Below are 15625 nucleotides of genomic sequence, written 5' to 3'. Positions count from 1 at the left end.
AGGAGTAGGGTATGGTCACAGTACGTGAACAATTACCTGGACGTCTCAATGAGCTGTCTCAGGAAACGACTGTAGAACATGCCGAGCAAGCACAGCATGATTTAGCTGAATGGCTAGAGCGTGTGAGTGGCATGTTTGACGGGGCTCCTCTAAAGCAACTCGAAGAAGTTGCACATCTGACCTTACAGAATGAACTTGAAACAACGGTCAACCATCGCTCGAATACCTTCTATACCGGTATTGAAATGGCGGATATTCTTGCTCATCTGTATGCGGATGAAGATACGTTATCAGCAGCCATGCTGTATCGAAGTGTTCGTGAAGGCGTAACCAGTTTAGAAGAAGTCCAAAGCAAATTTGGCGATCAAGTGCATGCTTTGGTGAAAGGCACGCTTGCCATGGGTAAGTTGTCTGACCTGATTGAGCAAAATAAACGTCTAGAAGATCATTTTAATAATAATCAGCGTGAACATTTGACCGGCATTTATAAAATGCTGATCTCTGTGACCGAAGATGTTCGTGTTGTATTAATCAAACTTTCTGAACGTACCTATGCATTACGTGAGTTGGCGCACTCAACCAAAGAGCGACAAGAGCGTGTCGCACGAGAAATTTTAACCATTTATTCGCCGCTCGCGCACCGTTTAGGGATTGCACAGCTTAAGTGGGAGCTTGAAGATCTTGCTTTCCGTTATCTAGCACCTGAACGCTATAAAGAAATTGCCTCTTTACTGAATGAAAAACGTTTAGAGCGTGAGCAATATATTCAGTTCGTGACAGAAAAGTTGCGTAAAGAACTGTTAGATCATGGCATTGAGGCCGAGATTAATGGACGGGTGAAACACATTTATTCGATTTATCGAAAAATGAAGAGTAAGAACCTGAGCTTTGATCAGCTTTATGACATTCGAGCGGTTCGTGTTTTGGTGGATAATGTACCTGAGTGTTATCACACACTGGGGATCGTTCATCAGATTTGGCGTCATATTCCGCATCAGTTCGATGATTATATTACCAACCCGAAAGCCAATGGTTATCGCTCACTGCACACGGCCGTGATTGCAGAGAACAAATCTTTAGAAGTGCAAATTCGTACGCATAATATGCACGAAGAAGCTGAACTCGGGGTGTGTTCGCACTTTAACTATAAAGAAGGCTCTAAAACCACAGATTATTCATTTAATCATCGCTTACATTCTTTACGTGCAGTGCTTGAACATTATCAAGAACGAAATGATGCTAGCGCCCATAAAGAAGATGAGGCTTCTGAAAACTTCGAACAAATCCAAGAGTTTGAAGATTTTGAGAAAATCTATGTGTTCAGTCGTGATGGTGATATCAAAGAATTACCACGCGGTTCGACCGTGCTTGACTTTGCCTATCATGTGCATACTGAAGTGGGCAACAAGTGCTATGCAGCACGGGTGAACCAACGTTATGTACCTTTAACCTATACCCTAAAAACTGGGGAACAGGTCGAGATTTTAACCAAGAAAGATCGTGAGCCTAACCGAGATTGGTTGGTAAACTCGCTGGGTTATATCAAGACGGCTCGTGCACGTGATAAGTTGCGTCATTGGTTCCGTCAGCAAGACCGTAGTAAAAACTTGGAAGTGGGACGTGAGATTCTGAATAAAGAATTGTCACGTTTGGCGATTCACCCGAAAAGTATCGATTTGAATGATTACTGCAATCATTTTAATGTGAAATTGGGTGAAGATATATTGATTGGCTTGGTGAGTGGTGACATTAGCTTACATGCCTTAATCAATCAGGTTAACCGTCATATGCACCTCGATCAGGATGAGCCTGAACTGGTGTTAAAACCAACCTTGAACCCACGTGCAAGTCATACGCTTTCGGCGCATGGTATTTTGATTGATGGTTTGGACAATGTAGAACTACACATTGCTCAGTGTTGTCAGCCTGTGCATGGTGAATCGATTGCAGGTTATATCACCCTGAATCGTGGCGTAAGTATCCATAAGGTCGCATGTCCGGATTATATCCGTATGATTGGGCAAGAGCCTGAACGTGCGGTTGAAGCGGATTGGGAAATGCAGCCAACTCGTGGTCAAAGTGTGCAAATCGTGGTGGAAGCTTATGACCGTCGTGGTTTGCTTAAAGATCTGACTCAAGTGATTTTCTCAGACCAAATCAATATTCGTCAGGTGAATACCATTTCCGAGAGTGATGGTATTGCCAATATGAAGCTGTTGATTGAAGTGAAAGGCTTGGCGCAGTTGTCGAAACTGTTGGCACGTCTAGAGCAACAACCAGGCATTATTAGCGCACGTCGATTGGTACAAGGTAGCTAAAAATAAAGCTGTATAAAAAAACCCGCTACGTGCGGGTTTTTTATTATATTGGGGGAGAGAAATTATAAAATTGAATGCTTATGCTGCCTTCAGAGCTTTTTGAAAAGCGTCGACAGAATTTAACACGAGCGATTGACCATTGGGTGGCAACAGGCCCTTTTAAAAATGGTAAAGCCGTGTGTGAACATTTTGGCTTATCAGTTCCTTTAATTTCCCAATTATTAAATAGTCATCGGCAGATTGGAGAGAAATTTGCACGTGAGTTAGAGACACAATTGGAACTCATAAAGGGAAGTTTGGATCATGAAGTTCAATTTATAGAACAAGCCAAAAGTACTACAGAGCAACCAAACTTAGTCCTTTTTGAAATGCAGGTAGTTGAGACACAGGCATTTTCGTTAAAACTGATTTCAAATGATTCATCTCAATATTCAGCATTATTTAAAAACATTCAAGACTTGTATTTGATTCGCATCACAGCATCGTATTATACCCCTGTATTACAAGAGGGTTGGCTTGTGGTCTGTGATGAACGGCGAGGGGTAGAGAGATCGGATCTAGCCTGTGTATATTTGCGAAATGGCTTAAATTTAATTTTAAACGTGATACAGCAAACAGATGATACATGGCAATTTGCAAGTCTAGACCAAAAACGACAGGTAGAATTCCTGCAATCCGATATTAAAAAGTTACATCCTATTATTGCGATTTTGCCTAGCTCATTTATTTAAGGTAGTCGCATAAAAAAACCCATCCGAAGATGGGTTTTGATCTGAACTATAAGTTGAAAAGCTTAAGGAATCTCTTCTTCTTCAAATTCAGGTTTCACTTGTACAATGAAGTCTTGACGGTTCAGGCCACGCCATAACGCGAAGGCTGTACCAATGTAGATTGATGAATATGTACCCACAAATACACCAACAAACATTGCAACAGAGAACCATTTCAGACCATCACCGCCCAGTACCATCATCGCCACAACAACCAGTAACAGTGTCATAGAGGTGTGAATGGTACGGCGAAGTGTTTCAGTCAAAGCACTGTTCACAACTTCAAGAGGTTCAGCACCGCGAATCTTACGGAAGTTTTCACGAATACGGTCAGATACAACGATGTTATCGTTGAGCGAGAAACCGATAATCGCGAGTAGCGCAGCCAAAACTGTTAAGTCAAACGGCCACTGCATCATGGCAAAGATACCAATGGTCACCACGATATCGTGGAATAAAGACAGTACAGCACCCATCGCAAGTTTGAACTCAAAGCGAATAGTGACATAAACCAGCATGAGCAGTAGGGCAAGACCTACAGCACCCGCAGAACGCACGTAAAGTTCATTACCGACTTGACCACCCACCACATCGACTTTATGCACTTCTGCTTTATTGCTCGGCAATTGAGCGGCAGTCGTAATGGCTTTGGTTAAGTCTTCAGCTTCAATGTCTTTTTGAACTGGCATACGAACCATCAGGTCGCGGTCAGATCCTAAGGTTTGTACTACAGGATCTTTAAAACCAGCTTTTGTCAGCGCTGAGCTCACATCGGTAGATTTTACTGGTTGACTATAGTTCAACTCTGCTGCCACACCGCCAGTAAAGTCCAAACCGAGGTTTAGACCTTTGGTGCAAATAAAAAAGATACTTGCGAGCGTTAAAATAATCGATATCAAGGCTGCCGGTTTGGCAATCTTCATAAATGGAATAATGCGCTCGTTGTCCGGACGGCCGTATTGTTTCGGTTGAGTATTTTCAGTCATCTTCGATCTCCTAAATGCTCAACTTCTTCAGGTTACGTTTTTTACCATAAATGATTTGTACGATTGCACGTGTCACAGTAATTGCTGTGAACATTGAGCAGACAATACCAATCATTAGGGTAACCGCGAAGCCTTTAATTGGGCCTGTACCAATTGCGAACAGAATGAAAGCAACCAAGAATGTGGTTAAGTTGGAGTCAAAGATGGTGTTATACGCACGATCATAACCCGCAACAATCGCCTGTTTCGGCGAGGCACCCCATTTAATTTCCTCTCGTATCCGCTCACAGATCAGTACGTTGGCATCGACCGCCATACCAATGGTAATTACGATACCTGCAATACCCGGAAGGGTGAGGGACGCGCCAATCCAAGACATGATAGTTAAGATCATGGCAAGGTTAACCACGAGAGCAAAGTTGGCAATCAAACCGAACACACGGAAGAAGACCACCATCCAAATCGCAACCAATAAGAAACCGATTTGAGTTGATAATACGCCTTTGTCGATGTTTTCTTGACCGAGACTCGGACCAATCACACGTTCTTCAACGAAGTACATTGGCGCTGCCAAAGCACCTGCACGTAACATCAATGCAAGTTCAGATGCTTCTTGAGGTGAATCTAGACCGGTAATACGGAACTGAGAACCCAATACGGCTTGAATCGTTGCCGCATTGATGACCACAGATTCGGTATAAGGTGTACGAACTTCAGTTTGTGTGCCTGTTGTAGGATCAGCAACATAACTAATTTTTTGTTTGTTCTCGATGAACAGAACAGCCATTCGTTTGCCTACAGCATTACGAGTGGCTTCAGACATCAACTTACCGCCCGCAGTATCCAAAGTAATATTTACTTCAGCACCACCTGTATCTTGGCTAAAGCCTGATGACGCATTTTGTACACGTTCACCTGTTAAGATACGGTTGCGGTTAAGCAATAATTGACGACCGCTGTCCAAAGATTCATAAGCAAATGCTTCTGTACCTGGCGGTAATGAGCCTTTTGCTTGACCTGTGTAAGGATCGATATATTGATCATTTAAGTCAGAAACTAAGCGGAACTCAAGGTTTGCAGTACGACCAAGTACACGTTTTGCTTCAGCAGTATCTTGTACACCCGGTAATTCAACCACAATACGGTTGCTACCTTGGGTTTGTACCAATGCTTCCGCTACACCTAACTCGTTAATACGATTACGTAAAGTCGTTAAGTTTTGGTTGACAGCATAAGACTGAATTTCTTGTTTACGTGTATCTGTGTAGCTTAAACGCAGTGTTGAACCTTCAGTTGTTGCAACCGCTTGTTGAGTATATTCATTGCCGTTACGACGAAGGAAATCCATAGCTGCAGAACGGTCATCATTATTTGCAAATTGCATCGTAATGGTGTTGTTGTTCAAAGATAAGCTATTGAATTTTAATTTATTGTCACGAAGTTGGCGACGTAAGTCAGCCGCAGACGTTTCCATACGTTGTGAAATGGCTTTATCCATATCCACTTCGAGTAGGAAATGTACACCACCACGTAAATCCAGACCCAGCTTCATTGGTTTAGCACCAATTTTTTGTAGCCATTCTGGGGTAGTAGGCGCAAGGTTCAGTGCGACGACATAATTTTCACCGAGCCCACGACGTAGTGCTTCTTTCGCTTTTAATTGTTGTTCGCTCGAATCAACACGTAATAAAGCGGCATTATTGGTGAAGCTATTGTCATGGCTGGCAATATTTTCAGATTTTAAAATCTGCTCTGCTTTTTGTACGATGCTTTGATCAATCTGGGTACCGGCTTTGGCACCTGAAATTTGAACAGCAGGTTCATCAGGATACAAACTTGGCAGGGCATATAATGTACTGATGACTAGTACCACTAGAATCAGTAGATATTTCCATGCTGGGTAACGCATTCGTTTTCTTCTTAAAATGAAAAAAGCCGTGCGGGTGCACGACTTATTTTTTGATTAAAGGTTATTTAGAGTGCCTTCAGGCAGAACTGAAATCACACTTGCGCGTTGTACTTTTACTTCTACGCCACGGTTCAGTTCAACAACTGCAAAATCACCTTCGATTTTTGTGATTTTACCCATTAAACCGCCCGCAAAAACAACTTCACTACCAACACCTAGGCTTTCAATTAGTGCACGATGTTCTTTTGCACGTTTTGATTGAGGGCGCCAGATCAAGAAGTAGAAGATTGCGACAAATACCGCAATCATCAACAGGTTTGCCATCATGCTTGGTTGCTGTGCAGCTTCACCTGCCGCGTGAGCAGTAGAAATAAAAAGGCTCATTTCATTTTCCTAAACTAAAAAAACTGGTTATCAATACTTTGATAAATAAATTGGACTTGTTCAGCAATTTACCTTGTCTTTTTCTTCAGCGCAAATACTGAAAGAATTAATCTTGAGGACAAGGTGGCACTTCCATGCCGCGACGACGATAAAAGTCTTCAACAAACTCATCAAAAGTGCCATGATCGAGAGCATCACGCATCGCTTCAGTTAGACGTAGGTAATAACGTAAGTTATGAATAGTACCGAGCATCGAACCGAGCATTTCGCCGCATTTCTCAAGATGGAAGAGATAAGATTTGGTGAAATTTGTACAGGTATAACAGTCGCAATGTGGGTCAAGCGGACTTTGATCATGACGATATTTGGCATTGCGAATACGCACTAAACCGTCGGTCACAAAATAATGACCATTACGTGCATTTCGAGTTGGCATCACACAGTCAAACATATCGACACCGCGACGAACCGCTTCTACGATATCTTCTGGTTTACCGACACCCATCAAGTAACGTGGTTTATCTGCAGGCATTTTCTCTGGAAGATAATCCAATACTTTGATCATTTCTTCTTTAGGTTCGCCAACAGACAAGCCGCCAATGGCATAACCATCAAAATCAATTTCTTTCAGACCATTTAAAGATTCATCACGTAAATCTTCATACATGCCGCCTTGGATAATACCAAATAGTGCATTACGGTTTTTCAGCACGTCATGATGTTGAGTCTTACAACGTTTCGCCCAACGCAATGAAAGCTGCAATGATTTTTGCGCTTCTTCATGTGTCGCAGGATAAGGCGTACATTCATCAAAAATCATCACGATGTCTGAATTCAGTGTGTGCTGAATATCCATCGAAATTTCAGGAGATAAAAAGACTTTAGAGCCGTCAATCGGAGAGCGGAAAGTCACGCCCTCTTCTTTAATTTTGCGCATAGCGCCAAGGCTGAAGACTTGGAAACCGCCTGAATCTGTCAAAATCGGGTTATTCCATTTCATGAATTGGTGTAAGCCACCATGTTCACGAATAACATCTAGGCCTGGACGTAGATATAAATGGAAGGTATTGCCCAAAATAACTTGGGATTTAATTTCTTTAATGTCACGTGGGAGCATGCCTTTTACAGTACCGTAAGTACCGACAGGCATAAACATAGGTGTTTCAACGACACCATGTTCAAGGGTTAAACGGCCGCGACGAGCACGGCCCGATTGCGCCAATTTTTCAAACTTCATACAAGGTCCAGATCAAGGCGAAAAAACAGTTCGCTGATGGTAAGAGTGCTAAAAGTGCTCTATTTTCCTTGATTCTGCGGTTAAACGCTAGCTTTGTCGGGTGTTAAGTCTGTAAATTTATAGATTGCATCTTGTGCCAAGGTTTCATCTGAACTCTTGGCATTAAAATAGAACTGGTTAATTCGCTGTAAAATTTCTTCTTTTTCCATCGCAAATGTGCCTTTCGGGTCCGATGTCATGGCTACGATACTGTCAATGAGCTTTTGAATATAGGGATTCGTGGTTGCATAACTTTTTTCTAAGCTTAAAAGATAGACTTCATTGGCTACATGTAAATAGTTATAAGGTTGTATTTCAACGATTTGTGCTAAATCAATCAGCAGGTCTTTATCATACTGAGACAGCTTCATACGCTTGTGTAAGCTGTCGAGTTTGAGCGGTTGCTTGGATTTGAGAAAATCGTCAAGTTGTGTGCTTGGAGTATTTAAAACCTGAGCTGAATAAATTCCTATTTCGGGCTGTGTCGGGACCGTGATAAAAAACAGAATATTGTCCAGTTCTATGCCGTAGGACTGAACCAAGTCGATTTTTGTTTGTTGTAGGGCATTGAGCAAGATTGAAAGATGGTTAGTTGACTCAGACTTTATCGTACTTTCTATAGAAGATGAATCAAAGTTTAAATGGCCCACTTCATTTACAGATGTCAGTTTAAACTGCGCCAAGTCTTGACTTAAAGACGGTAGGCTACGATAGCGCCATTTAGATACATTCCATCGATCATGCGTTGCAAGATATTGAGCAGAATCTTCATCTTCGGCAAAAATACTACGCTGCGTAGAGACTGCGATATAGTCCATGGACAAATAGGGATTGAACACCAACGTACATGCGTAAATATGGTCGTCTTGGTGCTGCTCATAGAGTTTGAAAAACGCCTGAATCAGCACATTTTTCAGTGCATTAATTTGATTTTGCATATTTTATTTTTCTTTCTAGTTTTGGAGGTGCTTGATCACCTCATCATTATTTTTTTTTACTTTTGTGCATTAAAGCCCGAACTTAAAAGTTCGGACGATAATCAAAATTTTGGCTGGCAGCTTGATCGCGGAAAGGGCGAACCGCTTTTTTACTCAGCAATAGCGTATTAATAATATTGTTAGGAAACACTTGAATGTGGTTGTTGAACAACTCAACGTTGCGGTTAAAAATAGTAATCGCCGCACCGACATTTTCGTTTTGTTCTTCAATTTCATTCATCATTTTCAGATAAATATCATTGGCTTTGAGCTCTGGATAGTTTTCAACCACAACATTCAGGCTGCGCATTAAATCTTGATTTAAGGCTTCAATACGCTGTAATTGGCTGACATCGGTACTGTTTACGTTCAAATTCATAATGTTTTGACGGAGTTCAGTGACTTTTGCCAAAGTCCCTTGTTCAAAATTCGAATATTGCTCAACCAGTGGCTGTAATCCATCTAAAATTTTGATTTTTTGACGTTCATAGCTGGCTACATCTGACCATGCACGAATGGTTGCATTGTGATGTCGGACAATGTTGTTGCGAATCATGATTGCACCAATCACCAATGCAATGATGATTAAAACAAAGATCAAAAGCCCCATAAAATTTTATCCTCAAGATAAAAGGTCGTAAGTTAAAACATTATTGTATGAAATCTATTTTAAAAACTGCGTTAAGTCGTTTTTCAAATTTTCTAAAGCATTTAATTTAAAGGTTCTGAGATGTCCACGCAATGCCGAAACATCTTGAATTCGTTTTGCTTTACTACTGACTTTAAATAAATCTGTAGAGCCAAGATAGCACATTATGCGGTGGCTCGGATGAAATAGCAGATCACCTTCACGGTTTTGAAAAAAATCCGCTAGTCGAAGGACAAAGCCCGGGCTGAGCAATTTAGCGATTTCCATTTGGTTCTCGCCATAAAACTTTAATTTTTGATTGGTTTGAATGTCGCTGCTGTGCCAAGGAAAACTATAGGGATAGCCAAAGTTTTTGCCTGTTGCAGATACGGCTAGTCCATGGATGCCAATATCAAAAACAAATACGCCCCACAGGTCTTTATGAATTTCTTTCACCGTGACTTCATCACCGTCTTTGTCACGTACTTTCAGTTCATTCACATAGTGATAATGAAAGACCATGACTTGATGCTGTTGCTGATTTTCGTCTTCCCAAACGGTGCTCGCGAAGGTCTGAATATCATTCGAAAGGCTGCCTTGTTTAAACACGGGGAACATACGTTTAAGATTGCCAATAAATTGTAGATTATTCAGTGGCATCGAAATGTATTGAGGCTGTCGGTTAAAAGCCAATTGGTATTTTTTTGCGATGCATTCGGTTTCCAAAAACGCAATAACATCTTCGAGCGGGTCATCTTTTTCATAGCTAATATAAGCCCAGAACACCATGGCCAACCCCGCAGCAAAGCAAAGCTGTGCCCAGCCATGATCGGGCTGAATCACGATGAACAGCATGAAGCCGATACCCAACGCAGCTAAAGCTAGGGGGAGTAAATTTTCAAATTTGAGTGTAATGGGAGCATTCCATGGATGCAGTCCATCGAGGAGCTCTTGGTGTGTTTTGGCGTTTCGGCCTATATCCCAGAGCCGAGCGATATTCTGAAAAACCACAGCATTCTTTTTTCGACGAATATGGATGGAGTGCTTTACAGAATCTATCGGCATAGGGATGATTTCGGCGTAATTTTATTTGTGGTTAATATTATCAATTAACATCGCATCACCATAACTAAAGAAGCGATATTGGCTCTCGACGGCATGGTGATAGGCATTCAAAATATTATCTCGACTGGACAACGCTGACACTAACATGAGCAAGGTAGATTCAGGTAAATGGAAGTTGGTAATTAAACGATCGACTACTTTGAACTCATAACCTGGGTAGATAAAGATTTGTGTATCACCAGTCCAACCCTTGAGTTCGCCGCCATTGGCTTGAGCGGCACTTTCAGTCGCACGAGTCGCTGTAGTACCGACAGCAATAACTTTATTGCCACGTGCTTTTGTCTCACGGATTAAAGCCATAGATTCTTCTGACACGTCACACCACTCACTGTGCATGATGTGATTTTCAATGTCATTGGTACGTACGGGTAAGAATGTACCTGCACCCACATGCAAGGTAACAAAGGTTTTATTTACGCCTTTGTCCGCCAATTTTTTGAGTAGCGCTTCATCAAAATGTAAGCTTGCTGTTGGTGCTGCAACTGAAGCCAATTTGGTCGGATCGTTAAAAACAGTTTGGTAACGTTCAGTATCAATCGCTTCTGCTTCACGGTTAAAGTAAGGCGGAATCGGTAATGCGCCGTATAAATCTAAAACTTGTAAAATAGGCTGTGAAAATTCCACAACAAATAAGTTTTCATGACGGCCTTGAACGGTCACTTTAACTTCGTCTGGACCAATAAATAATTCTGCACCTTCTTTAGGCGTATTACTGGCTTTAATGTGGCAATGTGCGGTTTTTGGGTCAAGAATACGTTCAACCAAGACTTCAACTGCACCACCAGTTGCACGTTTGCCTTTCAAGCGGGCTTTCATCACTTTGGTATCGTTCAGTACCAACAAGTCACCTTCATTGAGCAAGTCTAGAATGTCAGTGAAATGATGGTCGTGATATTCGCCATTGAGGTCGAGATGGAGTAGGCGTGATGCACTACGTGTTTCAAGCGGATAGCGGGCAATGAGTTCGTCGGGGAGATTGAAGTTAAAGTCAGAAAGTTGCATGTTAAGAAATCTGAAAAGGGGATAATGAAATTTGGCTTAGTATAAGCTTTTTTGGGTTTTAACGCTGAAATTGATGGATTATCCATCTAAAAATTCTTATACGGTTTATTTTTAATCAAATGAGAACATGATGCGTTGACAAGTTTTTGAAACAGTTTATTATACGTTTCAACACCTTCCCGAGGTGGTGAAATTGGTAGACGCGGTGGATTCAAAATCCACTATCAGAGATGATGTGTCGGTTCGAGTCCGACCCTCGGGACCAAAATTCTAAAAGACCCCAAGCTTATTAAGACTTGGGGTTTTTTATTGTCTAATAAAAAATTAACTATTATGTTTGATTTCTTTCAAAGAGTCATTGGGTATTTGATTCTTAATATGAATAGTTGTGGTCGATAATGATAGCTTATGAATATTGGTTGTTTGTTCTATAAAATGATGATTAATAAGTTTAAATTCTATAATTAAGTTTTTAGTTAGATGATATAAAATCTGAATAAGTATTATTTTTAAAACTTAATTGATTCCTTGTTAGGAATAATTTTTAAGGAGTATTTGTAGGTATGATGGATGATGAGCAAACATTGCATTCTATAAATTGCAATCTCGTTAATGAATTAATAAGAATGGTTGAGTCTTTAAAAAGTAGAATTATTATTTTTTTAGATAATAATGTTGATGACTATTCTTGTGAATTAGATGAAATTGGCAAAAATTTAGTTAAATTCGAGTATGAGTTAAATAGAAAAGTTCTCTCAGGTGATACTCAAATAAACAAAATTGTTCAATCAAAGTTACAGGAAACAAAAACAGATTTAGAAACTCTGAAAAATATAGTTGATGGTGAAATACAGTTAGACCGAATTTCTACACTTAAAAACTTTATGAACAGAATAAATAGGGAAACATATCAGTTAGGTAAAGTACTTATAGATTTAATTAATAGTTCTACATGGATTAGGGCGGTTTATGAAGAAGGGTTTCAAAATAGTTTAGAAAGAATTCAAGGTGTTTTAAATGAAATAGATGTAACAAGAGAAACTATTTTAGAAAAGAAAACTAAAACAATTTATAGTGAAGCTAGAAAAATTAATCAAAAACAATTTGAGGAAAATCAAAAAAGATTTTTTTGGGCAATAGGTATTACATTGGTATTTTCAATTACTCTATTTTTAATTTATAAGATGCATTGGTTGAATATGAGTTTTTTGGACTATTTGTTAATTAAGGTAATATTTCTTTTAGCTGGAATAACATTAATAACTTATTTTCTTAGAAATGTTTCAATATTTCGGAAAAAAGCAGATCAAGCGGAACAAACACATTTAGAACTAACAGCATTTCCAAGTTATGTAATTGGAATGAATCCTAATGAATTGTCTACTCTTAAAAAAGACTTAGCAATGAAATACTTTGGTAAAGAGTTGGAGCAAACACAAAATGATAAAATTGGTGATTTGATTCAAGATCAGCTTAAAAACAGTGTAGAGTTGATAAAAGCTAGTGCTGAGGTGGTAAAAGGGCTAAAGGCTATTAATATTAAGAATGAAAAGGTTAAACAAAATGAAAGTGATGAGTAGTTATTGAAGTTCTATTTTTTAAAGTTAGTTAAAATAAATATGAATAAAAAACCAGCGCTGAAGCGCTGGTTTTTTTACATCACTAACTTGCGTTAGTTTTGCATCAACTTATTGAGCAGCCTCAAGAGCAGCATTTAAAGTTGCGCTTGGACGCATTACAGCATTTACTTTTGCTGTATCTACAGCGTAGTAACCACCGATGTCCGCAGCTTTACCTTGAACTTCAGCAAGTTCTGCAACGATTTTTTCTTCGTTTTCAGCAAGTGCTTGAGCAAGAGGAGCGAATTTCGCTTTAAGCTCTGCATCTTCGTCTTGCGCAGCAAGTTCTTCAGCCCAGTATTTAGCAAGGTAGAAGTGGCTGCCACGGTTGTCAAGTTCGCCAGTACGACGTGATGGAGACTTGTCATTGTCAAGCAGTTTGCCTGTTGCAGCATCTAAAGTCTTCGCCAGAAGTTTCGCTTTCGCGTTGTCTTCTTTGATGCCCATTTCTTCAAGAGAAACAGCAAGTGCCAAGAACTCACCTAAAGAATCCCAACGTAAGTGGTTTTCTTCTACAAGTTGTTGTACGTGCTTAGGCGCAGAACCACCCGCACCAGTTTCGTACATGCCGCCACCAGCCATTAGAGGCACGATAGAAAGCATTTTCGCAGAAGTACCCAATTCCATAATCGGGAACAAGTCTGTGAGGTAGTCACGTAGGATGTTACCAGTTACAGAAATTGTATCTAGGCCGCGAGCAACACGTTCAAGTGTATAACGCATAGCACGTACTTGAGACATGATTTGAATGTCTAAACCAGTAGTGTCGTGCTCTTTCAAGTAAGTTTGAACTTTCTTGATGAGTTCGTTTTCGTGTGGACGGTACGGGTCAAGCCAGAAGATCGCAGGCATGCCTGAGTTACGTGCACGAGTTACTGCAAGTTTCACCCAGTCGCGGATCGGAGCGTCTTTCACCTGACACATACGCCAGATGTCGCCTTCTTCCACGTTTTGAGACATCAACACTTCACCTGTTTCAAGGTCAGTGATGTTTGCAATACCTGCTTCAGGAATTTCGAAAGTCTTGTCGTGTGAACCGTATTCTTCAGCTTTTTGCGCCATCAAACCAACGTTAGGAACTGTACCCATAGTGCGTGGGTCAAAGTTACCATTCCATTTACAGAAATTGATCATTTCTTGGTAGATACGCGCGAAAGTAGATTCAGGCATTACAGCTTTACAGTCGTACTGTTTGCCGTCAGCACCCCACATTTTACCGCCACCACGGATCATTGCAGGCATAGATGCATCTACAATTACGTCATTAGGTGAGTGGAAGTTAGTGATGCCTTTTGCAGAGTCAACCATTGCAAGTGCAGGACGGTGTTCTTGGCAAGCATGTAAGTCAGCAATGATTTCTTCACGAAGAGAAGTCGGAAGAGTTTCAATTTTTTCGTAAAGACCAGACATACCGTTGTTGATGTTAATACCTAACTCATCAAACAATTTGCCATGTTTTTCGAATGCATCTTTGTAGTAAATTTTCACACAGTGACCGAAAACGATTGGGTGAGACACCTTCATCATGGTCGCTTTTACGTGTAGAGAGAACAAAATGCCTGCTTCTTTACAATCATCTAATTCTTTTTCATAGAAGTCGCAAAGTGCTTTTTTGCTCATGAACATTGAGTCGATGATTTCGCCTTCTTGAAGCGCAACTTTTGGCTTAAGAACAACAGTTTCACCAGACTTCGTGATCAATTCCATTTTTACATTGCGAGCGCGGTCTAAAGTCATAGACTTTTCGCCGTGGTAGAAGTCACCTTCGTCCATGTGAGAAACGTGAGTTTGTGACCACTGTTTCCATTCGCTCATAGAGTGCGGATGTTTCTTCGCGTAATTTTTTACTGCAGTAGGCGCACGACGGTCAGAGTTACCTTCACGAAGTACAGGATTTACAGCAGAACCTAGGCATTTGCTATAACGTGCCTTGATTTCTTTTTCTTCCTCAGTCGCTGGGTTTTCTGGGTAGTTCGGAATTGCAAAACCTTTAGACTGTAATTCTTTAATGCAAGCAGTTAATTGGCCAACTGAAGCACTGATGTTCGGAAGTTTGATAATGTTTGTGCTTGGATCTTGGGTTAATTGTCCAAGCTCTGCCAAGTTATTTGGCACCTTTTGTTCTTCGCTTAGATAGTCTGAAAATTCAGCGAGTACACGTGCTGCAACTGAGATATCGCGTTTAACGATTTCAACGCCAGCAGGTTTAGTAAAGGTTTCAATGATCGGCAGCAGAGAGTAAGTCGCCAATAATGGCGCCTCGTCGGTCAGTGTGTAGATGATAGTTGACTTTCCACCAGCCATATATAGCCCCTTGCTTTAGATTGTGTCTTTGAGGTTCGAGCTTGTGGCTCGCCTCTATGAACCGATTTGCTTAAATAAAACTATGAAAGTATCGGGGTTCATTGCTTTTCAGTCAACGCAAGATCCTGTGATGTGGTCATTTCGTAGAAAAATGATACAAAAGAAGTGCAGTTTGACGCCCAATTTTAGCGCAAAACCGAAAAGGGAAATATTGAAAGCTTGTTATTCATAGCTTAAAGCTATTGAACAATTAAATTTATATCATTTTTTTGGGGCTGATCTGTTCTTTATGGCTCGTTCAAGTTTTAGTTGTAAAGCAAAGCGTTT

General features: G+C 40.5%; 12 protein-coding genes and 1 tRNA gene. 4 read left to right on the top strand and 9 right to left on the bottom strand.

The features are described from left to right. The first annotated feature begins 11 nt into the window (after positions 1-11). Both FTV50_RS12160 and FTV50_RS12155 read left to right on the top strand, forming a co-directional pair. Positions 12-2318, top strand: coding sequence for a bifunctional (p)ppGpp synthetase/guanosine-3',5'-bis(diphosphate) 3'-pyrophosphohydrolase (locus tag FTV50_RS12160; RefSeq protein WP_078194183.1), 2307 nt, complete (start codon positions 12-14; stop codon positions 2316-2318). A gap of 80 nt (positions 2319-2398) precedes the next feature. After that, complete coding sequence (locus FTV50_RS12155; protein ID WP_180024563.1) at positions 2399-3049, top strand: hypothetical protein; 651 nt, start codon at positions 2399-2401, stop codon at positions 3047-3049. 62 nt (positions 3050-3111) lie between these two features. Here the strand turns inward: FTV50_RS12155 and secF are convergent, their stop codons facing one another. The 8 genes from secF to queA form a co-directional block, all read right to left on the bottom strand. Beyond that, positions 3112-4074, bottom strand: a complete 963-nt coding sequence (secF, locus tag FTV50_RS12150) for a protein translocase subunit SecF (protein ID WP_180024562.1) — start codon at positions 4072-4074, stop codon at positions 3112-3114. Between the two features lie 10 nt (positions 4075-4084). Beyond that, positions 4085-5983 carry a protein translocase subunit SecD gene (secD, locus tag FTV50_RS12145; protein ID WP_078194180.1) on the bottom strand — a complete coding sequence of 633 codons (1899 nt, stop codon included), beginning with the start codon at positions 5981-5983 and terminating at the stop codon, positions 4085-4087. Positions 5984-6037: 54 nt separating this feature from the next. Beyond that, positions 6038-6367, bottom strand: coding sequence for a preprotein translocase subunit YajC (yajC, locus tag FTV50_RS12140; RefSeq protein ID WP_078191271.1), 330 nt, complete (start codon positions 6365-6367; stop codon positions 6038-6040). Between the two features lie 106 nt (positions 6368-6473). Continuing rightward, positions 6474-7604: a tRNA guanosine(34) transglycosylase Tgt gene (gene tgt / locus FTV50_RS12135; protein ID WP_078194179.1), complete on the bottom strand. Its 1131-nt coding sequence runs from the start codon at positions 7602-7604 to the stop codon at positions 6474-6476. 80 nt (positions 7605-7684) lie between these two features. After that, positions 7685-8581: a DUF4303 domain-containing protein gene (locus FTV50_RS12130; protein WP_180024561.1), complete on the bottom strand. Its 897-nt coding sequence runs from the start codon at positions 8579-8581 to the stop codon at positions 7685-7687. An 82-nt stretch (positions 8582-8663) separates the two neighbouring features. After that, a complete protein-coding gene (locus FTV50_RS12125; protein ID WP_078191268.1) occupies positions 8664-9230 on the bottom strand; it encodes a LemA family protein in 567 nt (188 codons plus the stop codon). Positions 9231-9284: 54 nt separating this feature from the next. After that, a complete protein-coding gene (locus FTV50_RS12120) occupies positions 9285-10313 on the bottom strand; it encodes a hypothetical protein (protein WP_078194176.1) in 1029 nt (342 codons plus the stop codon). Positions 10314-10334: 21 nt separating this feature from the next. Beyond that, positions 10335-11375, bottom strand: coding sequence for a tRNA preQ1(34) S-adenosylmethionine ribosyltransferase-isomerase QueA (gene queA / locus FTV50_RS12115; protein WP_180024560.1), 1041 nt, complete (start codon positions 11373-11375; stop codon positions 10335-10337). 178 nt (positions 11376-11553) lie between these two features. Here queA and FTV50_RS12110 point away from each other — a divergent pair. After that, positions 11554-11640: transfer RNA gene (locus FTV50_RS12110), tRNA-Leu, on the top strand. Positions 11641-11938: 298 nt separating this feature from the next. Further along, entirely contained in the window at positions 11939-12955 is a 1017-nt protein-coding gene (locus FTV50_RS12105; protein ID WP_180024559.1) for a hypothetical protein, read from the top strand. 108 nt (positions 12956-13063) lie between these two features. On the opposite strand, the gene FTV50_RS12100 is transcribed toward FTV50_RS12105, so the two are convergent. Next, a complete protein-coding gene (locus FTV50_RS12100; protein ID WP_180024558.1) occupies positions 13064-15298 on the bottom strand; it encodes an NADP-dependent isocitrate dehydrogenase in 2235 nt (744 codons plus the stop codon). Positions 15299-15625 lie beyond the last annotated feature (327 nt).

Origin of the sequence: Acinetobacter sp. YH1901134, from assembly GCF_013416965.1 — a bacterium.
Classification (GTDB): Bacteria; Pseudomonadota; Gammaproteobacteria; order Pseudomonadales; family Moraxellaceae; genus Acinetobacter; species Acinetobacter amyesii.
Note: the sequence above shows the minus strand (reverse complement) of the source record. Positions and strands in the feature narration are given on the sequence as shown.

Coding starts and splice junctions, on each gene's coding strand:
- yajC (WP_078191271.1), bottom strand. CDS start 6,367: ATGAGCCTTTTTATTTCTACTGCTCACGCGGCAGGTGAAGCTGCACAG.
- FTV50_RS12105 (WP_180024559.1), top strand. CDS start 11,939: ATGATGGATGATGAGCAAACATTGCATTCTATAAATTGCAATCTCGTT.
- secD (WP_078194180.1), bottom strand. CDS start 5,983: ATGCGTTACCCAGCATGGAAATATCTACTGATTCTAGTGGTACTAGTC.
- queA (WP_180024560.1), bottom strand. CDS start 11,375: ATGCAACTTTCTGACTTTAACTTCAATCTCCCCGACGAACTCATTGCC.
- FTV50_RS12100 (WP_180024558.1), bottom strand. CDS start 15,298: ATGGCTGGTGGAAAGTCAACTATCATCTACACACTGACCGACGAGGCG.
- FTV50_RS12120 (WP_078194176.1), bottom strand. CDS start 10,313: ATGCCGATAGATTCTGTAAAGCACTCCATCCATATTCGTCGAAAAAAG.
- FTV50_RS12130 (WP_180024561.1), bottom strand. CDS start 8,581: ATGCAAAATCAAATTAATGCACTGAAAAATGTGCTGATTCAGGCGTTT.
- FTV50_RS12125 (WP_078191268.1), bottom strand. CDS start 9,230: ATGGGGCTTTTGATCTTTGTTTTAATCATCATTGCATTGGTGATTGGT.
- secF (WP_180024562.1), bottom strand. CDS start 4,074: ATGACTGAAAATACTCAACCGAAACAATACGGCCGTCCGGACAACGAG.
- FTV50_RS12160 (WP_078194183.1), top strand. CDS start 12: ATGGTCACAGTACGTGAACAATTACCTGGACGTCTCAATGAGCTGTCT.
- tgt (WP_078194179.1), bottom strand. CDS start 7,604: ATGAAGTTTGAAAAATTGGCGCAATCGGGCCGTGCTCGTCGCGGCCGT.
- FTV50_RS12155 (WP_180024563.1), top strand. CDS start 2,399: ATGCTGCCTTCAGAGCTTTTTGAAAAGCGTCGACAGAATTTAACACGA.